At 66.7% G+C, this 23,587-nt stretch carries 21 protein-coding genes; 13 read left to right on the top strand and 8 right to left on the bottom strand.

Annotated elements, in window-relative coordinates:
* The first annotated feature begins 414 nt into the window (after positions 1-414).
* From QOL57_RS05965 to QOL57_RS05945, 5 genes are all read left to right on the top strand, one after another.
* Positions 415-639, top strand: coding sequence for a hypothetical protein (locus QOL57_RS05965; RefSeq protein ID WP_089239225.1), 225 nt, complete (start codon positions 415-417; stop codon positions 637-639).
* A gap of 11 nt (positions 640-650) precedes the next feature.
* Entirely contained in the window at positions 651-905 is a 255-nt protein-coding gene (locus tag QOL57_RS05960; protein WP_089239227.1) for a hypothetical protein, read from the top strand.
* A gap of 226 nt (positions 906-1,131) precedes the next feature.
* Positions 1,132-1,518 carry a DUF2946 family protein gene (locus QOL57_RS05955; RefSeq protein ID WP_089239229.1) on the top strand — a complete coding sequence of 129 codons (387 nt, stop codon included), beginning with the start codon at positions 1,132-1,134 and terminating at the stop codon, positions 1,516-1,518.
* Positions 1,519-1,636: 118 nt separating this feature from the next.
* Positions 1,637-3,775: a TonB-dependent receptor gene (locus QOL57_RS05950; RefSeq protein WP_089239231.1), complete on the top strand. Its 2,139-nt coding sequence runs from the start codon at positions 1,637-1,639 to the stop codon at positions 3,773-3,775.
* An 11-nt stretch (positions 3,776-3,786) separates the two neighbouring features.
* On the top strand, positions 3,787-5,382 hold the full coding sequence (locus QOL57_RS05945; RefSeq protein WP_089239233.1) for a PepSY-associated TM helix domain-containing protein: 1,596 nt from the start codon (positions 3,787-3,789) through the stop codon (positions 5,380-5,382).
* Here QOL57_RS05945 and QOL57_RS05940 read toward each other — a convergent pair.
* Together QOL57_RS05940 and QOL57_RS05935 are read right to left on the bottom strand one after the other, a co-directional pair.
* Positions 5,298-6,431 carry an MFS transporter gene (locus tag QOL57_RS05940; RefSeq protein WP_089239235.1) on the bottom strand — a complete coding sequence of 378 codons (1,134 nt, stop codon included), beginning with the start codon at positions 6,429-6,431 and terminating at the stop codon, positions 5,298-5,300. The two genes, QOL57_RS05945 and QOL57_RS05940, sit on opposite strands and share 85 nt — an antisense overlap.
* Positions 6,432-6,442: 11 nt before the next feature.
* Entirely contained in the window at positions 6,443-7,216 is a 774-nt protein-coding gene (locus QOL57_RS05935) for a DeoR/GlpR family DNA-binding transcription regulator (RefSeq protein WP_089239237.1), read from the bottom strand.
* 174 nt (positions 7,217-7,390) lie between these two features.
* Between QOL57_RS05935 and smqnr the strand changes: the two genes are divergently transcribed.
* Positions 7,391-8,038 carry a SmQnr family pentapeptide repeat protein gene (gene smqnr, locus QOL57_RS05930; protein ID WP_089239239.1) on the top strand — a complete coding sequence of 216 codons (648 nt, stop codon included), beginning with the start codon at positions 7,391-7,393 and terminating at the stop codon, positions 8,036-8,038.
* 15 nt (positions 8,039-8,053) lie between these two features.
* On the opposite strand, the gene QOL57_RS05925 is transcribed toward smqnr, so the two are convergent.
* Positions 8,054-8,737 carry a class I SAM-dependent methyltransferase gene (locus QOL57_RS05925; RefSeq protein WP_089239241.1) on the bottom strand — a complete coding sequence of 228 codons (684 nt, stop codon included), beginning with the start codon at positions 8,735-8,737 and terminating at the stop codon, positions 8,054-8,056.
* Between the two features lie 117 nt (positions 8,738-8,854).
* Here QOL57_RS05925 and QOL57_RS05920 point away from each other — a divergent pair, with 117 nt between their 5' ends.
* Positions 8,855-9,328 carry a hypothetical protein gene (locus QOL57_RS05920; protein ID WP_141134249.1) on the top strand — a complete coding sequence of 158 codons (474 nt, stop codon included), beginning with the start codon at positions 8,855-8,857 and terminating at the stop codon, positions 9,326-9,328.
* A gap of 33 nt (positions 9,329-9,361) precedes the next feature.
* Here QOL57_RS05920 and QOL57_RS05915 read toward each other — a convergent pair whose 3' ends face one another.
* Positions 9,362-10,753 carry a PLP-dependent aminotransferase family protein gene (locus QOL57_RS05915; RefSeq protein WP_089239245.1) on the bottom strand — a complete coding sequence of 464 codons (1,392 nt, stop codon included), beginning with the start codon at positions 10,751-10,753 and terminating at the stop codon, positions 9,362-9,364.
* Positions 10,754-10,886: 133 nt separating this feature from the next.
* Between QOL57_RS05915 and QOL57_RS05910 the strand changes: the two genes are divergently transcribed.
* From QOL57_RS05910 to QOL57_RS05900, 3 genes are all read left to right on the top strand, one after another.
* Positions 10,887-11,750 carry a DMT family transporter gene (locus QOL57_RS05910; RefSeq protein ID WP_089239247.1) on the top strand — a complete coding sequence of 288 codons (864 nt, stop codon included), beginning with the start codon at positions 10,887-10,889 and terminating at the stop codon, positions 11,748-11,750.
* A 96-nt stretch (positions 11,751-11,846) separates the two neighbouring features.
* Positions 11,847-12,728 (top strand): SDR family oxidoreductase, encoded by an 882-nt coding sequence (locus tag QOL57_RS05905; protein ID WP_089241192.1) that lies wholly within the window; start codon positions 11,847-11,849, stop codon positions 12,726-12,728.
* A 39-nt stretch (positions 12,729-12,767) separates the two neighbouring features.
* Positions 12,768-13,655, top strand: coding sequence for a LysR family transcriptional regulator (locus tag QOL57_RS05900; protein ID WP_089239249.1), 888 nt, complete (start codon positions 12,768-12,770; stop codon positions 13,653-13,655).
* A gap of 515 nt (positions 13,656-14,170) precedes the next feature.
* On the opposite strand, the gene QOL57_RS05895 is transcribed toward QOL57_RS05900, so the two are convergent.
* The 3 genes from QOL57_RS05895 to QOL57_RS05885 all read right to left on the bottom strand — a co-directional run bounded on the left by QOL57_RS05895 (position 14,171) and on the right by QOL57_RS05885 (position 18,410).
* Positions 14,171-16,264: a TonB-dependent siderophore receptor gene (locus QOL57_RS05895; protein WP_089239251.1), complete on the bottom strand. Its 2,094-nt coding sequence runs from the start codon at positions 16,262-16,264 to the stop codon at positions 14,171-14,173.
* Between the two features lie 99 nt (positions 16,265-16,363).
* Complete coding sequence (locus QOL57_RS05890) at positions 16,364-17,749, bottom strand: HAMP domain-containing sensor histidine kinase (RefSeq protein WP_089239253.1); 1,386 nt, start codon at positions 17,747-17,749, stop codon at positions 16,364-16,366.
* Entirely contained in the window at positions 17,727-18,410 is a 684-nt protein-coding gene (locus QOL57_RS05885) for a response regulator transcription factor (RefSeq protein WP_089239255.1), read from the bottom strand. Before QOL57_RS05885 ends, QOL57_RS05890 begins: the two co-directional genes overlap by 23 nt.
* Before the next feature lie 153 nt (positions 18,411-18,563).
* Between QOL57_RS05885 and QOL57_RS05880 the strand changes: the two genes are divergently transcribed.
* From QOL57_RS05880 to QOL57_RS05870, 3 genes are all read left to right on the top strand, one after another.
* Positions 18,564-19,748 carry an efflux RND transporter periplasmic adaptor subunit gene (locus QOL57_RS05880; protein ID WP_089239257.1) on the top strand — a complete coding sequence of 395 codons (1,185 nt, stop codon included), beginning with the start codon at positions 18,564-18,566 and terminating at the stop codon, positions 19,746-19,748.
* A 4-nt stretch (positions 19,749-19,752) separates the two neighbouring features.
* Positions 19,753-22,854, top strand: a complete 3,102-nt coding sequence (locus tag QOL57_RS05875; RefSeq protein WP_089239259.1) for an efflux RND transporter permease subunit — start codon at positions 19,753-19,755, stop codon at positions 22,852-22,854.
* A 103-nt stretch (positions 22,855-22,957) separates the two neighbouring features.
* On the top strand, positions 22,958-23,134 hold the full coding sequence (locus QOL57_RS05870; protein ID WP_157803070.1) for a hypothetical protein: 177 nt from the start codon (positions 22,958-22,960) through the stop codon (positions 23,132-23,134).
* On the opposite strand, the gene QOL57_RS05865 is transcribed toward QOL57_RS05870, so the two are convergent.
* A complete protein-coding gene (locus QOL57_RS05865) occupies positions 23,131-23,535 on the bottom strand; it encodes a GFA family protein (protein WP_089239261.1) in 405 nt (134 codons plus the stop codon). The genes QOL57_RS05870 and QOL57_RS05865 overlap by 4 nt on opposite strands.
* Positions 23,536-23,587 lie beyond the last annotated feature (52 nt).

The following is a 23,587-nucleotide window of genomic DNA, read 5'->3' as shown; positions in this document are numbered from 1 at the left end:
CTGTGCGCGGGACATGCGGCGGCTGCCCGACGCAAAGTGGTCAGTGGGTGACGGAAGGTGGTGACATCATCATGGTGTCGGAACGGGTCTGCTTTTGCAACACCTTTTGACACCTTGCATCCCTGTCTTCGAATGGCGTCTCTTCCGTGAGGGATCTGCGATGACAGTCGCAGATCGCCCTCATCGAGACGATGCGTCGCAGCCGGCGAGAACGCATTTTCCGATGATGCCGGTGCCGTTCGACACGGCCCTTCGCTCTCTCTCATAGCCCGGCCTGGGCACCATGCACAAGGAGTCCGCATGTCTGAAAACGAATCCGATGAAATACGCCTGTCCGACGCCGCGCTCCCGCCGCACGCGACCGTCGCGGCGTTCTCAATCGGTGCGACCACCCCCCGATAAAATACGACTGGCATGACGGACACCATCGACGAAGCGCAGGAACTGGAAGCGCGCCACCTGCAACGCGCCTTGGCCCAGCACGCAGTGCGGGCCAGCAACGTTGCTCCTCTCACACCCACTGGGGAATGCCACAACCCGGACTGCAGCGAAGACTTCGAAAACGATCCGGCCAGACTGTTCTGTGGGCCTGCCTGTGCCGAGCGTTTCGAAGCCATCCATCAACACCGCAACGCATAGGAACAGGGGACATGTCTCTGAACAGCAACGACGCTGGCTTCACCGAACGCATCGCCGGGGTATCGGCCGAGCTCGCTGTATTGATGAGCCTGGTGGAGCACCACATCCATCTGCAGTTGGCCGACCTGGCCGACTCCGGGGATGTGGACGCACAGGAGCGATTTGCGGTAGCCGATCCGGAGCGCTGGTTGGAGAACGCCCGCAACAGCCTGCAGGCGGGCGTCATGTTCCTGGAACGCGCTGTGCAGCAACCGGCGCGGTTCTAACGTTGCCGCCAGGGGACGGAAGGGGGCTGTCACATCGGTCGCTCCTCCGTCCCCTCCGGCGGATATCCGCGCATGGTGTGGATCTGCAGGGGGCCCCTGCGTCACGATGTCGCAGGTCCGCACCAGCAACCCTGAACATGGTCCAAGGTTGGCCACGCCCTCGTAGAATGACGGGGTGCGTCGCTCCGTTCTCCACCGCCGGTTCCAGACCCTGGCATGGCTTGCCATGCTGCTGGTGCTGCTTGCCCCGCTGGTGAGCCGCTGGCTGGCGCATGCGCACGTTGCCGTTGCTGCACCGGTGGCGGTCATGGACCACACCCTGCACGCGCAGCACGCGATGGACGGGCATCACGACCACCACGCGATGGCAATGCAGCATGGCGAAGCGGCACCGAAGCCGCCTGCAGATCCACACGTCGACCATGAGATGGGCGTGGACTGCGACTACTGCCTGATTGCCGCACGACTGATCACCTTGCTGGTGGCGGCGCTGCTGTTGATGATGCTGCTGGCACCGGTGTGCCGCGCGCTGCGTGGTGCGGTGCAGACGTTGCCGCAGCGCATCTGCGGCACGTTGGGCGCGCGCGGGCCACCGGTACTGCTGGCCGTCTGAGCGCTTTGCGCACGCGCTGATTGGTTTTCCCGGGTTGCCAGGCGTGGCCTGGCACTACAGCGTGCGCCTTTCTTTCTGCTGCCTCGCAGTGCGGGGCGGCCTTGCATGCCGTGAACACATGAAAACCACCCCCAACTTCGCCCCGCTGCGCTGGGCGACGCTGCCTGCGCTGTGCGCATCCTTCCTGCAGGCCACGCCTGCGCTTGCCGCAGATGCCGTATCGCCGACCACCCTGGATACCGTTCGCGTGGTCGATACCCGCAGCGGCGCGCTGTCCTCCACCGCCAGCACCGGTTCGACCCTCTGCCTGAGCGTGCTGCAGACCCCGGCCAGCCTGACCGTGATTTCGCGCGAGCAGTTGGAGCAGCGCGGTGATTCCAATCTCAACGACGCGATCACCCGCGCCGGCGCGATCAGTGCACTTCCCCATCCGGGCAATGGCCTGAGTGCGCTGTCCAGCCGTGGCTTTACCGATGGTGCCTCGGTGATGCGCCTGTACGACGGCCTGCGCCAGTACGGCGGTGTGGGCATCACCTTTCCGTTCGATACCTGGTCGATCGAGCGCATCGAGGTGCTGCGTGGGCCGGCCTCGGTCATCCATGGTGATGGCGCCATCGGCGGCGTGGTCAACATCGTGCCGAAGAAGCCTTCGCGCGGTGCCATCGAGAACGAGGTAAGCGTGACCCTGGGTAGCGAAGACACCGCGCGACTCGGATTCGGCAGTGGCGGTGCGCTCACGCCGGCGCTGGCCTACCGCGTGGACGTCAGCGGCAACTACAGCAGCGGCTGGGTCGACCGCGGCCACAACGGCGATGCTACGTTTTCCGGTGCGTTGCTGTGGCAGCCACGGGCGGATCTGCAGTTGACGCTGACCCATGCGCAGGGCTACCAGAAGCCGATGCGCTACTTCGGTACGCCGTTGATTGACGGGCGGCAGCTGGATGCCCTGCGCCACAAGAACTACAACGTGGCCGACAGCGCAATCCGTTTCCGCGACCGTTGGACCCAGCTCGATGCGCTGTGGACGCCGAACGAGAACGTGGAATGGCGCACGCGCGTCTACCAGATCGACAGCCAGCGTGATTGGCGCAACGCCGAGGCCTATGTCTACAACGAGCGCACCGGCCTCATCGACCGCTCCGGCAACACCCAGATCACCCACAACCAGGACCAGACCGGCCTGACGTCCACGCTGCGCCTGCTGGGAAATACGGGTGGTCTGCCCAACAGTTTCGCCGTTGGCTTCGATGCCAACCGTGCGCATTTCAAGCACACCAACAACACCTATGCGGGCAGCTCGGGGCCTGTGGATCCCTTCAACCCGGTGCCCGGCGGGTTCGTCAGCGATGCACCCAACCTGCCGCGCTACCGCAACAGCGCCGAGCAGGTCGCGTTGTTCTTGGAGGACCGGCTGGAACTGAGCGAGCGCTGGTCAGTGCTTGCTGGCGTGCGCCACGATCGCGCCACGATCGACCGCAACGACCTGGTCAGCGGCCAGCGAGCGTTCTCGAAGACCTACAGCAGCACCGGCTGGCGAGCGGGCACGGTGTTCGCAGTACAACCGTCGATGACCCTCTATGCGCAGTATTCGCAGGCGGCAGACCCGGTCAGCGGGCTGTTGATGATCAGCCCGGCCAACGGCGTGTTCGATCTGGCCAAGGGCAAGCAGGTCGAGGTCGGCATGAAGCAGGCCTTCGATGGGGGCGAATGGACGCTGGCGGCCTATCGCATCCGCAAGACCGGGTTGCTCAGCCGTGACCCGTTGCAACCGGACCGTCGCGTGCAGGTGGGTGCACAGGCCTCGAAGGGAATCGAAGCCTCGTTGAACTGGGCCTTCGCGCCGCAGTGGTCGCTGGATGCCAACGCGACCGTGCTCAAGGCCGAGTTCGAGGATTTCCTGGAAGCCACCGGCACGCCGGCGGTGATCGTCTCGCGTGATGGCAACGTGCCGCCGAACGTGGCCGAGCGCCTGGCCAACGTCTGGTTGAGCTGGCAGTTCCTGCCCGATTGGAGCGTGGCCAGCGGCGTGCGCTACGTGGGCAAGCGCTATGCCGACAACGCCAACACGCTGCAGCTGCCGGGCTACACCACCACCGATCTGGCCCTGACCTGGCAGGCAGCGCCGCGTACACGGGTGACCGCGCGCGTGTTCAATGTGTTCGACAAGGCGTACTACGCCACGGCGTACTACACCAGTACGCAGTGGCTGCTGGGCGCCGACCGGCGCGTCGAATTCACCTTCGACCATCGCTTCTGAGGACGGTTGCCATGTCGCTGCGATCCACTGCCAAGCGCTGGACCTACCTGGTGCATCGTTGGCTCGGCATCGGTGGGTGCCTGCTGATGTTGCTGTGGTTCGTCAGCGGCATGGTGATGCTGTTCATCGGTTACCCGAAGCTGACGCCGGGAGAACGCTTGGCCGCGCTGCCCGCTTTGGCCGATACGCGCGGCTGGCAGGCACTTTCCGTGCTACCGGACGCCGTGCGACAGGAGCCTGAGCGGGTCGTGTTGACGACGCTGCGTGGCGAGCCCGCCTACGTGGTTCGCTCCGGGGCGGGCATGGGCGCGTGGTCGGCGCTTAGCGGGCAGGCCTTGCCGCCTGTATCGGCGCAGCGGGCCGAAGTGTCCGCCGCGCAGTTCGCCGCCGGGCCTGCCTTCGTTGGTGCCATGCCGCTGGATGAGGATCGCTGGACGCATTCGCGCGGCCTTGATCCGCATCGGCCGCTGTACCGCGTCGGTGTGGGTGGCGCACAGCCTGGTGATGTCTACGTGTCCTCGCGTACCGGCGAAGTGGTACTGGATGCACCACGCCTGCAACAGCGCTGGAACTATGTGGGCGCGTGGCTGCACTGGCTGTACTTCCTGCGCATGCAGTCGGTGGACCCGGTGTGGACCTGGACTGTGATTGTGCTCTCAGCGCTGTGCACGATGGCCGCGATCAGCGGGGTCGTGGTAGGCATCTGGCGCTGGCGGTTTCGCGGGCAGTACCGGTCAGGGTCGAAGACACCGTACCAGGAGCCGTGGATGCGCTGGCATCATCTGATCGGGTTGATGGCGAGCGCATTCGTGTTCACTTGGATCTTCAGTGGATTGATGTCGATGAATCCCTTGGGGGTGTTCAGCAGTTCACACGCTTCGCTTGACCTTGCGCGCTATCAGGGTGAGGTGGCGGCGGATTCCGGCGTCATCGCGCAGCCGGCTGCGGTACTGGCCGCAGTGCACACGCCGCAGTTCGTGCCGGTCGAGATCCAGTGGCGGCGCATCGGCGGTGAACTGTTCGCGGTGGCGCTGGACGGCAATGCTGATTCGCGTGTGGTCACAGAACGTGGCGGCGCACTGCACGTGTCCGCTGCGTTCGGTGCAGACTGGTTGCAGGGCAGGGTTGCGGCGATGTCCGAGGCACGCCTGCGCAGTTTCACCCTGCTGCAGGCGCCCGATGCTTACTTCTATCCGCGCGCTGCAGAGGCGATGAACGGCGCCGCGGTGCGCCGCTTTCCGGTGGCGATGGCTGACTTCGATGACGCTGAGGCAACCCGCGTCTATGTCGACCTGGCTACCGGCGATCCGCTGTTGACGCTGGGCAGGCGCGAGCGTGCAGGTCGCTGGCTGTTTTCCTTCCTGCACAGCTGGGATCTACCTGCGCTGCTGCGGCAGCAGAACAGCCGCTTGGCCGTGCTGCTGTTGCTCAGCCTGGCGGGCACCGCGCTGTGCGCGACGGCGACGGTGATCGGCTATCGGCGGTTGCGGATGACATTCCGACGCAAGCGCCGCCAGGCACATCATCCCCGCAGCCAGCGCGTCGACACCGCCACCAGCAACAGCGCCATCGCCACGCCTACGAAGGCGGCGATGAGGCCGAAATGATTGGCAGCGAAGCCGATCAGCGCGGGGCCGGCAAGAATGCCTGCAAATCCAAGCGTGGAGACCGCAGTGATGGCGATCGCCTGCGGCATCCGGTTCTGGCTGCCAGCCAGCGAGAACAGCGCCGGTGCGATGTTGGCGCAGCCCAGGCCGACCAGCACGTAGCCGCCCAATGACGCCTGCCACGGTGTAACCAGAGTGAGCACCAGCACGCCGGCGCAGGCCAGCAGCGCACCGGCCACGATGGCCTTCTGCCGGCCGATGCGCTCCACCAGGCGGTCGCCGAGCAGGCGCGCCACGGTCATCGTCAGGGTGAAGGTGACGTAGCCGATGCCGGCATGGCTGGCATCGACCTTGCGGATGTCCGTGAGGAACACCGCGCTCCAGTCCAGCATCGCGCCTTCGGCCAGAAACGCGATGAAGGCAAGCACGCCGATGAACATGACGATGCCGCGCGGCCACGCCAGCAGCGGTGCATCGTGTGCGACGCGCTCGCCACGCCAGTAGCGCGCCGACAGCAGCGCGACCACACCCATCATCAATACGCCGAGCAGCACGGCCGCGATGGGAACCATGCGCGCGCTCAGCAACAGGGTCATCGTTGCCGCGCCGAGGAATCCACCGATGCTGAAGAACGCGTGGAAACCGGACATCATCACCCGCTGCGCTTCGCGTTCCACCACCACGGCCTGTACGTTCATCGTGCAATCCATCGCGCCCACGCCGGCACCGAAGACGAACAGCACCAGGCCCAACATCCACGCCGACTCAGCCAACGCCAGGCCGGGTACCGTTGCGCAGATGATCAGCGTGGTGGCGACCATCACCCGGCGGCAACCCAACCGTGCGGCGAACAGGCCCGACAACGGCATGGCCAGCAGCGAGCCGGCGCCCAGGCAGAGCAGCACCAGACCCAGGGTGGCGTCGTTGATGTCGGTGCGTGCCTTGGCGAAGGGCACCAGCGTGGCCCACAGCGCGGTAGCGAAGCCGGGAATGAAGAATGCAGCGCGGGTCGCGTGCTGTTCGGCACGCGGTCGGTTGGCGAGGGACATGGGCGGTACGGTCAGGGAGGTGTCGGATGTACTGCGATGCCGGCGGCACGGAAACGGGCGGCCAGCGCAGGCGGTGCAGACGTGGTCAGTACCAGATCGTCGATGTCGTCCAGGCCGGCGATCTGCCAGTTTCCGCGTGCGCCCAGTTTTTCGGTGGTGGCGGCGACGATGATGCGACTGCTGCAGGCCACCATCGCGCGCTTGAGCGTGGCTTCCTCGGCGTCCATCGCCCACACGCCGGTATCGACGTCCACGGCGCAGGGGCCGGGCAGAAAGACATCCGCCCGCAGGTGCTGCACCTGGGCCAGCGCCTCGGCACCGACCGCGCCGCCGCCTGCGGCCAGACGCCCACCGATCAGCTGCACGGTGGTGCCGTCCTGCCACGCCGCGGCGGTGGCGATCTGTGGCGCGTTGGTGATCACCGTCAGCCCCAGCGCGCCCGGCAGCTGCTGGGCGATGGCCAGGTTGGTCGAGCCGGCATCGATCAGCAGGACCTGGCCGGGCTGCAGCAGCGTGCAGACACGGGCGGCCAGCTCATCCTTGCCGGTGCGGTCCTGGGTCATCCGTTCGCGCAGCGGTACAGCCTTCGGGGCCGGCAGCACCGCGCCACCATAGACGCGCTGGCACAGGCCCTGGGCGGCCAGTTCACGCAGATCGCGGCGGATCGAATCTTCGGATATGCCATAGCGGCGGGCCAGTTCGGCGGCCACTACGCGCCCTTGCTGGCGCAGCTCCTGCAGGATCAGCTGGGTACGCTCGGCGGGGAGGGTCGGGTCGGGGTTCATGCTTCAAGTGTGCATAAACGCGCATGAACGTGCAACATCGAGTGCCCGGCCAGAAGTTGGCGAGACGGGCTGTACACACTTCGGCTGCAGCGATGGTGAATCGCGCTCGAGGCTGTGCTGCCCATCGCCTTTCCAGCGCGGCATCATGGCAATGCACCCGGCACGGAACCCTGCATGTCCTCCACCATTCACCACAAGCTGCGCATCGGCGCCGATCAGTTCACCGGCCAGAAGGTGGTCGACCAGCAGTTCCACGAGTGCGACTTTTCCGGCGCGGACCTCACCGCCACCGAATTCGTGAACTGCGGCTTCTACGACGCCGACACCCGCACCGGGTGCCGTTTCAGTGGCGCCACGTTGAAGGAAGCCAGCTTCCGCCAGTGCGACATCAGCATGTGCAATTTCAACTTCATCAAGGCGCTGGGGCTGGAAATCAGCGAGTGCCGCGCGCAGGGCGCCGATTTCAGCAACGCCAGTTTCATGAACCAGATCACCACGCGCAGCTGGTTCTGCAGCGCCTTCATCAAGAAATCCAACCTGCGCTATGCCAACTTCTCGCGGGTGACGCTGGAGAAGTGCGAGCTGTGGGAAAACCGCTGGGACGGGGCCAATGTCAGCGGCGCCAGTTTCGCTGGGTCGGATCTGTCCGGTGGCCAGTTCGAGGGCATCGACTGGAACACGGCCAACTTCACCGATTGCGACCTGACCAACTCCGAACTGGGCGAGCTGGACGTGCGCAGCACCAACCTGCGTGGCGCCACGCTGGATGTGCAGCAGATCGCGCTGCTGATGCAGCGGATCGGCATCACCGTGGTGCCATGAGCGTGCGTCGCGGGCCTATACCGGCGTCGCCGGCGCGTAGGCTACCCATCCCTTGAAGCTGAAGCCGGCATAGAACAGTTCCACGTTGTCGAAGCCGGCCGCCTGCAGCAACGCCACTTCCTGTTCGGGCGACAGCAGCGGCAGGCGCTCGGTGATGGCGGCGACCGCGCGCTGCGCATCGGCACGTGGAATACCGGAGGCCTCCCCGAATGCGGCGTAGCGTTGCAGCCAGCGATGCTTGCCGGCCGCGTCCTGCGGCACGCTGTGGTGGGCTACCACCAGTGGCGCACCCGGCCGCAGCCGTTGCCGCAGTTCGTGCAGGGTGTGCAGGCGCTGTTCAACGGTGAGGAAATGCAGGGTCAGCAGGCAGGTGGCGCCGTCGAAGACGGTGTGCGGGGCATCGTCGATATAGCCTTCCAGCAGCGTGACCTGTGCCATCAATGGCCCCAGGGTCTGTTCGGCCAGCGAGAGCATGGGTGCGGCCGGGTCGATACCGAGCATCCGCCAGTGCGGGTGCGCTTCGGCGAAGGCCTTGAGCTCCAGGCCGCCACCTGCGCCGAGCACCAGCACCTGGCCATCGTCGGGCACATGTTCGGCCAGCAGCAGGTGGGTCATCTGCTGCAGTCCGAGGAAACCCGGCACCTGCCGCAGCGGACCGTCGGTGTAGCGGGCGACGGCGTGGGGATCGGAGAAGGACATCGGAAGCATTCCTGCAGCAATGGCGAGCATCCACTTTACCGCGCTCCGCAAGTGTCGATTGCAGGGATGCCCGCCTTTGATTAAGGTCTGCGCCTGCCTGTATTCCAGAGATCGCGAATGAACCCTCGCACGCCCCCGATGCCATCGGCGGAAGCCTTCGAACTGGCGCTGACATTGCTTGGACGCGAGGACGTGGATGAGGAGCACGCCGAGCAGGCACTGCTCGCGCTCGGCAGCGAACACGGGCAGATGCGCCGCCTGTTGGTGTGGCTGCCTGAAGCATTCGCCATGACCCTGATCGGGCACATGGAACTGGACGTGCTGCTGCCGCGTACATTCACCGCCTCTGACGCGCAGGGTGAGCGGCATGAACTGCCGCTCGAGCGCGAACCGGTATTCGTCGATGGCCTGCAGCGCGCCCTGGCCATGTACCACGAAGGCCCGCGCGCTGCGTTCAAGGCGATCTGCCAGCGGAGTTCGCTGCTCAATGCGATCGACAATGCCTTGAACGCCGGCGCCGATCTGCAGGGCGCGACGCTTTCAGGTCCGGAGCTGCTGGACATTCCCGCAGAGACCTACCTCGCCGATTGAGTCCGAAGTATTCAACAGCCGGTCAATCGCCAGTCATCCCTCTCGCGTCTGCAGCGCCTTCCCCAGTACCTGCCAGATCTTCGGGTCCTGGCACTGCGACACATTGAAGCGCACGTAGTCGGCAGCCCGCTGCGACTGGCTGAAGGCATTGCCGGGCGCCACCACCACGCCTTCGCGCAGGCACAGCCGCGCTACCGCCGATGCATCGCGGCCATCGGGCAGTTGGCACCACAGGAACAGCCCTGCTTCCGGTTGCAGCCACGGCGTGATGCCCAGCTTCTGCACCTGCCGCAGCGTGTGCTTGCGCGCATCGGCCAGGCGCGTGCGCACCGCCTGCATGTGCCGTCGGTAGCCACTGTCGGTCAGTGCGATCTGCATGAGGTGCGCGGCCAGGTGCCCACCGCCGAAGCTGGTGGCCAGCTTCAGGTCGGTCAATGCCTCGATCCATTCAGGGCGCGCGGCGATGTAGCCGCAGCGCGATGCAGCTGAGATGGCTTTGGAGAAGCTGCCGACATGGATCACCCGCGACAATCCATCCAGCGCCGCCAGCCGCGGCGCGGGGCGCAGCTCGAAGTCGGCGAAGATGTCATCCTCGATGATGATCAGTTCGCTGCGTTCGGCCAGGCCAAGCAGGCGATGCGCCGTGGTCGCCGACAGCACCGCGCCGGTCGGATTGTGCAGACCAGCGTTGGTGATGTACAGGCGCGGCGCGTGTTCCTGCAATGCGCTGGCGAACACCTGCAGATCCGGGCCGGTGTGCGTGTAGGGCACGCCGATGGCCTGCACCTGATGCGCCTTCAACATCGCGTGGTAATTGAAATAGCTCGGGTCGTCGACCAGCACGCAGTCGCCGGGCTTCAGCAGGAAGCGGCAGATCAGGTCGACCGCATGCGTCCCCGATTCGGCCAGCAGCAGCTGCTCCATCGACGCTTCGATGCCCAGCGTGGCCGCGCGTCGCTGCAGCGTCTGCCGCAGTGCCGGCAGGCCGAGTGGCGCTGCGTAGTCGACCAGGTGTGCGGCGTCGGCGCGGGCCATGCGGCGCAGGCCACGGCGCAGGCCATCGTGGTACAGCCAGTCGCTGGGCATCCAGCCGCAGCCGGGCTTGAGGTGGCCGGACGGGGTTTCCAGTGATTGCCGCGATACCCACAGCGGGTCCACCGCGCGATCAAGCCGCGGTTCCATCTCGGCCAGCGCCAGCGGTGCTGCCGGGCCAGCCACGTAGAAGCCGGAGCCGGCGCGTGCGGCGATCACGCCTTCTGCCGCCAGACGTTCGTAGGCCTCCACCACGGTGGACACGGAAACGCCCATCGCCGCCGCCTGCGCGCGCACCGAAGGCAGGCGGCTGCCTGGGCCATCCAGGCGCGAGTTGATGCGTGAGCGGACGGCCTGGATGACGCTGTCGATGCGGCTGGACGGTCGGGACATGGGCGTGACTGTAAGGGGATTGTGAGCAGTACAGTTACTTGTGACTGTACTGGATTGTAGCTGTGTACCGCCGGCACCCGGTGGCTCAATGACAGGCACAGCCGGCTGTCGCCCGGTACTTCTGGAGCAGGGTGTGGAACGGTCGGCAAGCGGGTGGATCAATGGCTTCATCGGTGTGGTGATCTTCGCCGGCTCTTTGCCGGCCACCCGTCTGGCGGTGATGGAACTGGACGCCAGCTTTGTTACTGCCGCACGCGCCAGCATCGCCGCGTTGCTGGGGCTGGTGCTGCTGCTGGCATTGCGGCAGCCGCGCCCGGTCAGAAGCGATCTGCCCGGCCTGGTGCTGGTCAGCCTGGGCGTGGTGGTGGGCTTTCCGTTGCTGACCGCGCTCGCCTTGCGCCACGCCTCCTCGGCACACACCATCGTGTTCCTCGGCCTGCTACCGCTGAGCACGGCGGTGTTCGGCGTCCTGCGCGGCGGCGACCGGCCACGCCCGGCGTTCTGGGTGTTCTCGCTGCTGGGCAGCGCCTGCGTGGTCGGCTACGCCGCACGCAACGGCATCGAGGCCTCGTTGCAGGCCGATCTGCTGATGCTGGCGGCGATCGTGGTATGCGGGCTCGGCTACGCCGAAGGCGGCCGCCTGGCCCGGCACCTGGGTGGCTGGCAGGTGATCAGCTGGGCACTGCTGTTGGCACTGCCGGTGATGCTGCCGCTGATGGTGGCGATGCGCCCGGTCTCGTTCACGGCGGTCGCTGCCTCGGCCTGGTGGGCGCTGGGGTATGTGGCGGTGTTCAGCATGCTGATTGGGTTCCTGTTCTGGTATCGCGGTCTGGCCCAGGGCGGCATCGCCGCGGTCGGCCAACTGCAGCTGCTGCAGCCGTTCTTCGGCCTGGCGTTGGCGGCGATGCTGCTGCACGAAACCGTCAGTGCCGGCATGTTGCTGGTGACCGTAGCGGCGGTGATCTGCGTAGCCGGTGCCCGCCGCTTCAGCCGCTGACAGCACAGCCTTATCGCCGCGCGATACCGTTGGCGTATCGCGAGGGCGTGCAAACAGTATTGGCCGAGGAGGATGGCGCTCGCCGATGCTGGCCGGATGAAACCCAATTCCAGTATCTCGTTCGAAGGCCAGGTGGGCCTGGTGACCGGTGCCGCCGGTGGCCTGGGCCTGGCCTACAGCCGCCTGCTGGCACAACGTGGCGCGCATGTGGTGATGCATGACGTGGGCGCTGCAACGGACGGCACGGGCGCCGATCCGCAGCGCATCGCCACGGCGGTGGCGGCGCTGGGCAGCAAGGGCCTGCCGGTCGAGGCCGCCAGCGGCCCCATCAACGAGCGCAGTGGTTGCCATGCGCTGGTGCAGGACATCCTGCAGCGCCACGGTCGCCTGGACTTCATCATCCACAACGCCGGCTGGGTGGCCTATGCCGGCATCGAAGCGGTGGAGGACGATGCGCTGGAGCAGATGTTGTGCCTGGCCGCAAAGACACCGCTGTGGCTGGCGCAGGCGGCATGGCCCGCGATGCGTGCTGCCGGCGGCGGCCGCATCGTGCTGACCACCTCCGATCGTGCGCTGTATCCGCAGTATGCGCAGCGCGGCCTGTGCGGCTACGCGATGGCCAAGCTGGCCGCGCAGGGCCTGGTCAATGTGCTGGCGTTGGAAGGCGCCGAGCACGGCATCGTGGTCAACGCGGTGTCGCCGGTGGCCAAGACCCGCATGTGGGGCATCGACGGGGAGCCGGATGAACTGCATCCCGATGCCGTGGCCACCGGGGTGGCTTTCCTGGTTTCCACGCGTTGCAAGCAGGGGGGATGGATTCTGCGCGCCAGCAATGGCCAGTTCCATGCACTGCGGCTGCAGGAAGCAGAGAACGTGGACTATCCACGCGACCTGCGCGCCGTGGCCGCCGACAGCATCGAATCGGTGGCCCTGCAGTGGCCGGTCATTGCACGGCCGAGTGTCGACGCGCGCGGCTGAGCGCGTACCCTAGGCGGGTCTCCACCTGCCTGCGATGAAATGATCGATCTGCGCCTGCTCCGCCAGTTCGTGGCGGTGGCCGAAGAACTGCACTTCCATCGCGCCGCTGCGCGCCTGCACATGTCGCAGCCGCCATTGACGGCGGCGATGCGGCGCCTGGAAGACGAAGTGGGCACGGGCTTGATCGTGCGTGGCAACCGTACGCTGGGCCTGACCGCGGCGGGGCAGACGCTGCTGGTGGAGGCGCACGCGACGCTGCAACAGGCCGAGCAGGCGCTGCAGCGCACGCGCGAATCGGCGGCAGGGCAGACTGGCAGCCTGCGCGTAGGCTACGTCGGCAGCGCACTCTATGGGCGCCTGCCGGCACTGATCCGCCAGTTCCGCCATGCGTTTGCGCAGGTGCAGCTGCATCTGCACGAAGCCACTTCGCGGCAGCAGCAACAGTGGCTGCGCGAAGGGCGCATCGACCTCGGCATCCTGATTCCACCGATCGTTTCCGCAGAACTGCATCTGCAGGCGTTCGACCATGATCGGCTGGCCATTGCCCTGCCGCGCGCGCATCGGCTGGTGGCACAGCAACGGCTGGATGTCGCAGACCTGATGGACGAGCCCTTCGTTTCATGGCCCTCTGCTGAAGGGATCGGCTTCCATGCACAGGTGCTGGGCCTGTGCACCGCTGCCGGCTTCACGCCACGGGTCGTGCAGGAAGCGCAGGGCATGCATGCGGTGCTGTCGCTGGTGGCTGTGGAAGCGGGCGTGGCAATCGTGCCGGCAAGCATGAGCGGGTTCCGTCCCGAAGAAATCGTCTATCGGCCACTAGACGGCGGCAATGCTGCGTTCGAACTGCAGTTCTGCATGCGCCCGGAATCGCCGACGCCGGTGCTGCAGAATTTCCTGGCGATGGCAGCGCAACCGGTAGTGTCGTGATTGCCGGCTGAGCATCCGTGCTGCATGCGCGGGTAGCGCGGTTTTCCGCGTCGTGCATGCCTCTGGAATTTGATCCGGCCTGCAGTTCTGCCCCTGGGAATCGCGCCTGCAGCAAGCCTGATGCACTGGCGCGGGCAACCCCTACATACCGCCTCAGCGACAACGACCAGCATATCGCCGTCGGCCATCATCGGCCGGCTGGGATTGGCGTCCCACAATCAACTCTGGCACGTGATCGGCAGGCGCACGGATGGCGCCTTCCGGTCACGTGACCCGCTGTCCGTGGTGGGCGATGTGTGGGGATCACCATGATCCGCCGGTCAGTCCCAGAGTTGTCCGGTACGCCAACCCGCATCGCCCGCCGCCTGTTCGTGGTCAGCCACGAATGCGTTGATCGCGCTTGCCTCGGGGGTGGCAATGCGCGTCGTGCATGGGGAGCGGCGGCGGGCGGTGCATCTGTCTGGGGTAACCAGGGAACCGCGGGCCCTGGGGCGGGGCATCGGTAGCTGCAGGGGTCAGAACCGATAGCTGATCGTGCCGGTGACCACACGCGGGTAGCCGGCAAAACAATCGCCGAAGGTGCGGCACGGCGCGTAGTAACGCTTGTCGGTGAGGTTGGTGATGTTCAAGGCCCAGGTCCAGTTGGTCACCTGCACTTCCACCAGCGCATCGGCCAGGGTGTAGCTGGGGGTGATGACGCGGCCGCCGTTGCCCAACGACACCGTGTTGCCGATATGGCGCACACCCAGACCGAGTTTCATCCGCGCGGCGTCATCCAGCTGGAAGCCCTTGGATACCCAGGCCGAGGCCAGGTCCCGCGGGGTGTCATTCAGGCGTTCGCCCACTTCCAGTGCGAAGTTGCTGCGGCTGACCTCGGCTTCGTTGCGCGCCAAGGCCGCCGTGACGGTGAGGTCGTTGGCGAACTGGAACTGGCCTTCCAGCTCCACGCCCTTGGAACGGATCTGGCCGGTCTGCACCACGTTCAGCACGTTGTCCGGATCGTTGGTCTGGCGGTTGGTCTCGGTGATGCGGTAGGCGGCCAGGGTCAAGAGCATGTTGCGTGCCGGCTGCCACTTGATGCCACCTTCTGCCTGGCGTCCACGCATCGGCTTGAATGCATTGCCGAACAGATCCTGGCCGGACACCGGCAGGAACGATTCGCTGTAGCTCAGGTACGGTGACACGCCGCCGCCGAGCTCGCCGATCAGGCCGGCACGGTAGGTGGTGGCATTGTCGGTCTGGCTCGGCTGGCCTTCGGTCTTCGAGCGGGCGTGGTCGCGACGCGCGCCGAGCACCAGCGACACGCGATCGGCCCAGCGGATCTGGTCCTGCACATACACGCCCAGCTGGGAGGACGTCTGGTCCGGCTGGGGTTCCCAGCCACGCACGGTCGGCGCGATCGATACCGGCGCGTAGACGTCGATGGGCGTGCCAGTGGCATCCAGCCGCTGCAGCTGCTCCTTGTACTGGCTGTAGTCCACGCCGGCCAGCAGCAGATGCTGGAACACGCCCGTGCTGAAGTCGAACTGCACCGCGTTGTCGGCGCTGAGCACCTGGATGTCCGGTTGCGTGCCGTAGGCGGTGCGGTTGACCACGCGCCGGTCGGCGTCGATGAAGGGGTTTTCCGGGTTGCTGTAGCTGTCCACATACAGCTGCTGCAGCGTGGTTTTGCCGTCGATGTAGCGCACCGCCGAGCGCAGGCTGACCGCGTCGTTGAAGCGATGGTCGAACAGGGCGGTGAGGCTGTACACGCGCGAATCGATGCGGTCGAAACCGGCATCACCGATGAAGGTGGTCGGATCCAGGCGACGACCGGGCGCTGCGTGCAGGGTGGCGGCCAGCGGCAGGAACTGCTGGCTGGAGCCGGTCTTGTCGTGCTGGTAGCTGGCCAGCACGGTCAGCGTACTGCGTTCACCACGCCAGCTGATCGACGGCGCCAGATAGACACGGTCGTCCTTGAGGACATCGGTCTGCATGTTCGATTCGCGGACCAGGCCGACAAAGCGTCCGGCAACCGTGCCCTCGTCATTCAATGCACCGCCGATGTCGCCCTGCAGCTGTCGGCGATCGAAGCTGCCCAGCTGTAGGCCGACGTCACCGCGGGTGGCGCCGAAGGTCGGGCGCTTGCTCATCGCGTTGATGATGCCGCCGGTGGCGCCCGCGCCGTACAGAACCGACGACGGGCCGCGCAGCACTTCCACCCGTTCCAGGCCATATACCTCCGGGCGCGCCAACGGGCTGAAACCGTAGCTGCGGCGCAGGCCATCCTGGTACTGCACCGGGTCCAGGCCGCGTACCGAACTGGCGTCATTGCGGGTGTCCAGGCCCCAGGCATCGGCGGTGACACCGGCGCTGTAGCGCAGCACTTCCTGCAGGTTGTGTGCGCCGCGATCAGTGAACAGGTGCTGGGTGACCACGCTGATCGCCTGCGGCGTCTCGGTCAGGGCGGTTTCGGTCTTGGTCGCGGTGCTGGCGCGCTCGGCCACCACGGTCACCTTGTCCAGGGTCCGCGCCGCAGTGCCGTCCTGGGCCTGGGCAATGGCCGACGCCAGCAGGGTGGGCAGGAACAGCGTGTACAGCAGCGGGCGGCGCGACGGCAGGGCGGGCATCGTGGGGAATCCGGGAAGGGCAGTGACGGCGGATTATCCGGATGCCTGCGCCCAAATACAAATGATTCCCAAATGCGATTGCGGGTGGTGGGCCGGGCCTCAGGGAAGGCCGTCTGCGGCGCCGCGGATGCTCATCCAAGCGCCACCGTCTGGAGCGCTGCCGGCGCGGACGCGGAAGCCGTGCAGCCCCGCAATGGCGGCCACGATCGACAGCCCCAGGCCAAATCCGGGCCCTTGCCCGGCACCGCTGCTGCCGCGGAAGAAGCGCTGGTAGATCAAGGTGCGGTCCTGCGGCGGGATGCCCGGCCCGTTGTCGATCACATCGATGCGGGGCGCGCCGTGGTCGTCCACCGCGCGCAGCAGGATGCGCCCGTGCGCGGGCGTGAACTGCAGGGCGTTGGACAGCAGGTTGGCCACCGCTTCGAACAGCAGCTCGCGATCGCCACGCAGCATGCCGATCTGCGGCGCGACCTGCAGCTGCAGCTCCTGTTGCTTCTCTTCGGCCAACGGCAGGTAGAACTGGTGCAGCTCCTGCAGCAGATCGGCGATGTCGACTTCGTCGAAGGCGGAGCGGCGCTGGTGGCTTTCCAGCTCGGACACGCGCAGCAGCGCAGCGAAGCGCGCCATCAGCATGTCGGTCTCCGACAGCGCCTTGTCCAGCGGGTCCGCATGCGGGTCGTGCTCGTCCAGGCCCACGCGCATGCGGTAGAGGTGCGCACGCAGCCGGGTGAGTGGTGTGCGTAGGTCATGCGCGATGCTGTCGCACACGCCTTTGACCTCGGTCATCAGCTGTTCGATGCGTTCCAGCATGGCGTTGACGATGCTCGACAGCCGATCGATTTCATCGCGCCGGTTGGACACCGGCAGCCGTTGCCCGAGGTCGCCGGCGATGATCCGGTTGGTGGCCGCTTCGATCTGCTGGATCCGCTTCAACGGGCGCCGGCGCAGCAGATGCCAGCCCACCAGCCCGGGGATGACGGTCAGTGACACGCCCCACAGCAGCGCATCGAGGATGATGCTGTTGACCGCCATGAGCTTGCCGTTCTGGCGCACGAACACCAGTGTGCGGCCATCCCGGGTCACCACGCCGAGCGCGCTGCCACCGCTCTCATGCGGGCCATCGACCAGTGTCCAACCTGCCACAGGATGCGAGTTGCCATCCAGCGGCAGTCCCTCGGGGATGGCCGTCAGCGGGCCCGCCATCGGCATGCCGGCGTTGTCGAACAGCCCGTACGTATACACCTGGTGCAGGTCGAAGCGCTGGCTGTCGCGCAGCGCGTCATCCAGGGCACGGCCGTCGAAGCTCATGAACAGATGGGCGCGCTGCTGCAGACCCGATTCGGTCAGGTCGTTCAGGTAGTCCGAGATGCGCCAGTACATCACTCCCAGCAGCATGCTCGACCAGGCAACGAACAGGATGCAGTACAGGCCAAGGAGGCGGCTGCTGGACGAGCGCCACTGATCAGGATTGCGCGTCGAAGACATAGCCGGTTCCTCTTACGGTCTTGATCGGCTGCGTGCGGCCGGGCTGCTCGATGCGCTTGCGCACACGGCCGATATGCACGTCGATCAGGTTGGTGCCCGGATCGAAGTGGTAGCCCCAGACTTCCTGGAACAACATGGTGCGGGTGACCACCTGGCCGGCATTGCGTACCAGGAATTCGAGCAGCTTGAATTCGGTCGGCAGCAGGCTGATCTCCTGGCCGCCGCGGCGCACCGAGCGGCTCATCAGGTCCAGTTCGAGATCACCGGCGCGCAGCACGCTGTCGGCTGTGCCCGTCTGTCCATGGCGGCGGATCAGCACCTCCACCCGCGCTGCCATTTCATCCGAAGCGAACGGCTTGGTCAGGTAGTCGTCGCCACCGGCGCGCAGCCCGCGCACGCGCTCGTCCACGTCCGACAATGCGCTGATCATCAGCACCGGCGTGGTCACGCCTTCGCGGCGCAGCGTGGTGACCAGGGTCAGCCCGTCCACGCCCGGCAGCATGCGATCCAGGGTGATCACGGCGTAGTCGCCGGCGCGTGCCAGCGCCAGGCCATTGCCGCCATCGGCCGCCAGGTCGACCTCGAAGCCGTGGCTGCGCAGCTCGGTGGCGATTTCCTCCGCGGTGACAAGGTCGTCCTCGATGGTGAGTACGCGCGGCATGGGCCACTTTGCAGATTGGGACCAGCGCATCCTCGCAACCACGGGCGTGCACTGCAAATGAAAAATGTTTCATGCGTTTTTCGCTGGATCGCAGCGCGGGGTCTTCTATATTCGGCGCCGAGCGCTCCCCCCGGCGCGTGGAACCTGCTGCCGATGACCCTTCCGTATTTCGTCCTGCCGGCTGCGGCCAGGCGCCTGCCCCGAACCTGGCGCCTGCCGCTGCTGTTGCTGGCCCTGGCGACCCTGCTGGCCGGCTGCGGCAAGGACGCGCCCAAACCAGGCGCGGCGACGCCGGAAGTGACCGTGCTGACGCTGCAGAACCAGGCGCTGGCGCTGGAGCAGGAACTGCCGGGACGTACCATCGCCTCGCAGGAATCGGATGTACGCCCGCAGGTGGACGGGGTGCTGGTGAAGCGGCTGTTCGAGCAGGGGCAGCTGGTGAAGGCCGGGCAGCCCCTGTTCCAGATCGAGCCGGCGCTGTACCAGGCCGCCCTGAACGAGGCGCAGGCCAACCTGAAGACCGCCGAAGCGGCGGCCGTGACCGCGCGTCTGCGGGCGCAGCGGATGCAGGCGCTGGGCAAGGACCAGCTGGCCGCACGCCAGGACGTGGACGATGCCATCGCCAGTGGCCAGCAGGCGGCTGCGGCAGTGCAGGCTGCGCAGGCGGCGCGCGATACCGCCAGCACGCGGCTGGGTTTTGCCACGGTCACCGCACCGATCGCCGGCCGCATCGGGCGCGCGCTGTTCACCCCCGGTGCGCTGGTGACGTCGGCGCAGGCCGACCCGCTGGCGCGGATCCAGCAGGTGGATCCCATGAACGTGGATATCACCCAGTCCAGCAACGAGTACCTGGCGCTGCGTCGTGCCATTGCCGCCGGTGGCGTGCAGGCCAACAGCGCGCCGGTGCGGCTGCGTTTGTCCGATGGCACCGACTATCCGCTGCCGGGCACGCTGGAGTTCGCCGACATCGATGTGCAGCAGGAGACCGGCAGCATCACCCTGCGGGCGCAGTTCCCCAACCCCGAGGGACAACTGCTGCCGGGCATGTACGTGCGCGCGCAGGTGGGCCAGGGTATTCAGCAGCAGGCGCTGCTGGTGCCGCAGTCGGCGGTGGACCGCAGTGCCAAGGGCGAGGCGCAGGCGTGGCTGGTCGACAAGGAGGGCAAGGCACGGCTGCGCATCTTCCGCACCGCACGCGCGGTCGGCAACCAGTGGCTGGTGCTTGATGGTATGAGCGCCGGCGAGCAGGTGGTGGTGGCGGGGGCGCAGGGCCTTGCCGACGGCATGCCGGTGCGGGTAAAGCCCGCGCCCGTGGCCGCGCCGGCCGGAAAGGACTGAGCGCATGCTGCCGCGCTTCTTCATCCACCGCCCCGTGTTCGCCTGGGTACTGGCGATCTGCATCATGGCGTTCGGCACGATTGCAGTGACCCAGCTGCCGGTCGAGCAGTATCCGGACATCGCACCGCCGCAGGTGAACATCACCGCCAACTACACCGGCGCGTCTGCGCAGACGGTGGAAGACAGCGTCACCCAGGTGATCGAACAGCAGATCAAGGGCATCGACCACCTGCTGTATTTTTCCTCCACCAGCTCGTCTTCGGGGCAGGCGCGGATCACGGTCACCTTCGACCAGAGCGCCAACCCCGATATCGCCCAGGTGCAGGTGCAGAACAGCGTCAACCAGGCCATCAACCGCCTGCCGCAGGAAGTGCAGCAGCAGGGCGTGACCGTGGCCAAGTCGCAGGGCGACTCGCTGATGGTGGTTTCGCTGTACGACACCAGCCGGCGCATGGAGCGGGTGGACGTTTCCGACTTCCTGGTCAGCAACGTGCAGGATCCGATCAGCCGCATTGCCGGCGTCGGCGAGATCAATGTGTTCGGTTCGGCCTATGCGATGCGGGTGTGGCTGGATCCGCACAAGCTGCGTGCCTACGACCTGATGCCGTCGGATGTGCGCAGTGCGATCCAGGCGCAGAACACCCAGGTCACGGCCGGTGAACTGGGGGCGCTGCCGTCCAGTGCGACGCAGAGCCTCAATGCGACCGTCACCGCGCAGTCGCGCCTGCAGACCCCGGAACAGTTCCGCGCGATCATCCTGCGCACGCTGCCCAGTGGCGCGGCAGTGCACCTGGGCGATGTGGCGCGGGTCGAGATCGGCGCGGAAAATTACCAGACCAGCAGCTACCTCAACGGCTATCCGGCCGCGGGCTTCTCGGTGACCCTGGCCTCCGGCGCCAACGCGCTGGCCACCGCCGATGCAGTGCGGGCGGAGCTTGAGCGGTTGCGGCCTACGTTCCCGCCCGGGCTGCAGGTGGCCTATCCACGCGACAGCACGCCCTTCGTACGGGTCTCCATCGAAGGGGTCATCCACACCCTGATCGAGGCGATCGTGCTGGTGGTGGTGGTGATGTTCCTGTTCCTGCAGAACGTGCGCGCCACCCTGATTCCGGCGATCACGGTGCCGGTGGTGCTGCTGGGCACCTTCGGCGTTCTTGCGGTGGCCGGCTTCACCATCAACACGCTGACCCTGTTCGCGATGGTGCTGGCGATCGGCCTGCTGGTCGATGATGCGATCGTGGTGGTGGAGAACGTGGAGCGCATCATCCACGAAGAGCATCTGCCGCCACGCGAGGCGACCGAGAAGTCGATGGGCGAGATCACCGGTGCGCTGATCGGCATCACCGTGGTGCTCGGCGCGGTGTTCCTGCCGATGGCACTGTTCGGTGGCTCCACCGGCATCATCTACCGGCAGTTCTCGATCACCATTGCATCTGCCATGGCACTGTCGGCGCTGGTTGCACTGACCCTGACCCCGGCGCTGTGCGCGACCCTGCTCAAGCCCTCGTCGGCACAGAAGCCACCGGGGCGCTTCTTTGCTGCGTTCAATCGCGGCGTCGAACGCAGCCAGTCGGCCTACCAGGGCAGGCTGGGGGGCGTGGTGGCCCATCCGCGGCGCTGGATGGCGTTCTACCTGCTGCTGGTGATCGCCATGATTGCCTTGTATGCGCGCATGCCGACCGGCTTCCTGCCGGTGGAGGACCAGGGCCAGGTGACCTTCCAGTTCTCCACGCCGGAAGGCACGCCGATGGCACGCACCGAGGCGCTGGGCGAGCAGATCAGCCGCTACTTCATGGAGCACGAAAAGCAGAACCTGGACGTGGTGTTCGTGGTGGTCGGTCGCAACAATGCGGGTACCGGCCAGAACGCCGGGCAGGGCTTCCTGGCTCTCAAGCCGTGGGACGAGCGCAACGGCGACAACACTGCGGCAGCGATCATCGCGCGTGCCAACGCCTATTTCCGCAAGCTGCCCGACGCCAAAGTGAATGTGCTGGCACCACCAGCCGTGCGTGGCCTGGGCCAGTCCAGTGGTTTCGAACTGTGGCTGCAGGACACAAGCGCGGCAGGTCGCGTGGCCTTGCAGGCGGCGCAGGAACAGGTTGTGCGCGCGGCCGGCGAAGATGATGGGCTGACGTCGGTGCGCTTGAACGGGCTGGGTGACAAGGCCGAGCTGCGGCTGGACATCGACCACGCCCAGGCCAGTGCGTTGGGTCTGGCCCAGGCCGACATCAATTCCACGCTGTCTGCCGCCTGGGGCGGCAGCTACATCAATGATTTCCTGGATCGTGGCCGGGTCAAGCGTGTCTACATGCAGGGCGACCAGCCCTACCGCAGCGTGCCCGACGACATCGGTCAGTGGTATGTGCGCGGCGGCAACGGTCAGATGGCCTCGTTCGCCAGCTTCGCCAGCAGCCACTGGGCGCGTGGGCCGCAGCTGCAGCAGCGTTTCAACGGCCTGCCTGCCATGCAGATACAGGGCAGTGCGGCCGAAGGGCTCAGCTCGGGCGAAGCGATGCAGCGCATGCAGGCGCTGGTGGCCGATCAGCCCGGGTTCGATCTGCAATGGAGCGGGCTGTCCTACCAGGAACAACTGGCCAGCAACCAGACCCTGTACCTGTACGCCGCGTCGATTGCCTTCATCTTCCTGTGCCTGGCCGCGCTCTACGAGAGCTGGACGGTTCCGGTGGCGGTGGTGCTGGTGATCCCGCTGGGCGTGATCGGTACGGTGCTGGCGACCACGGCGGCGGGCTTCGTCAATGACATCTACTTCCAGGTGGGATTGCTGACCACCATTGGACTATCGGCAAAGAACGCGATCCTGATCGTGGAGTTCGCCGAAGCGCGCTACCGCGCCGGCAGTTCGGCGGTGGAGGCGGCACTGCAGGGCGCGCGCCTGCGCCTGCGGCCGATCGTGATGACCTCGCTGGCCTTCGTGGCAGGCGTCATTCCGCTGGCATTGGCCACCGGCGCCGGCGCGGTCAGCCGCCGTGAGATCGGCATGAGCGTGATTGGCGGCATGCTCTCGGGAACGGTGCTGGCGGTGGTGCTGGTGCCGCTGTTCTTCGTGCTGGTACGGCGGCTGGGCAGGGCGCGGCCGGTGCATTGAGGGCAGGGCCGTCGATTGTCATCGGTATGCAGCAGCGCCATCACCCTGTCTTGGCCTGGGCGTCGGTAGGGTAGAGCGTCCCCGTCCCCCACGGAGACCTGCCATGTGGTTGCTCGACCGACTCTGGCCCTCGCGCCCTGTGCTGCCCGCCGAGACGCTGCCGCCTGCAGCGGACACGCCAGCGCGTCGAGCGCCGTTGAAGCGCCCGTTGCGCGTCGGCCGGGCCAGCATGGCGCCGTGGCAGAAGATCGCGCCGCCGCTGCGGCGCAGCCGGCACTAACCGGTGCGGTCGGCGGGGTGGTTCACCCCGTCATTGACCGGAATCGTTCCCAGCGCGAACGGATCGATGCCTTCCAGGCAGGCCACGTTGTAGCCGTACTGGTCCGGGTTCGAGCGGCGGCGGTGGTGCGTGTAGATGCCACAGACACCGCAGAAATAGTGCTCGGCCACGTGGGTGTTGAACTGGTACAGGCGCAGATGAGCCTGGCCGCGCACGATCTGCAGCCCGTCCCGTGCCACGCTGGCGGCGATGGCGCCGCGGCGCCGGCACATCGAACAGTCGCAGCGGCGCGGGTCGACGATGCCCTCGGGCAGGTCCAGCAGCAGCTCGACCGTGCCGCAATGACAACTGGCCCGATGCTGCGCCTGCACGGCGACGCCGGCCACGGTGGTGATGCCCATCTCTGCTCCCTGCGCGTCCTTGGTGGGTGCCAGTATGCCCCCGGCCGCGCCA

The organism is Stenotrophomonas sp. yr243 (assembly GCF_900184195.1).
Lineage (GTDB): Bacteria > Pseudomonadota > Gammaproteobacteria > Xanthomonadales > Xanthomonadaceae > Stenotrophomonas > Stenotrophomonas lactitubi.
The sequence above is the reverse complement of the archived record's forward strand: the minus strand, read 5'-3'. Positions and strand labels throughout refer to the sequence as shown.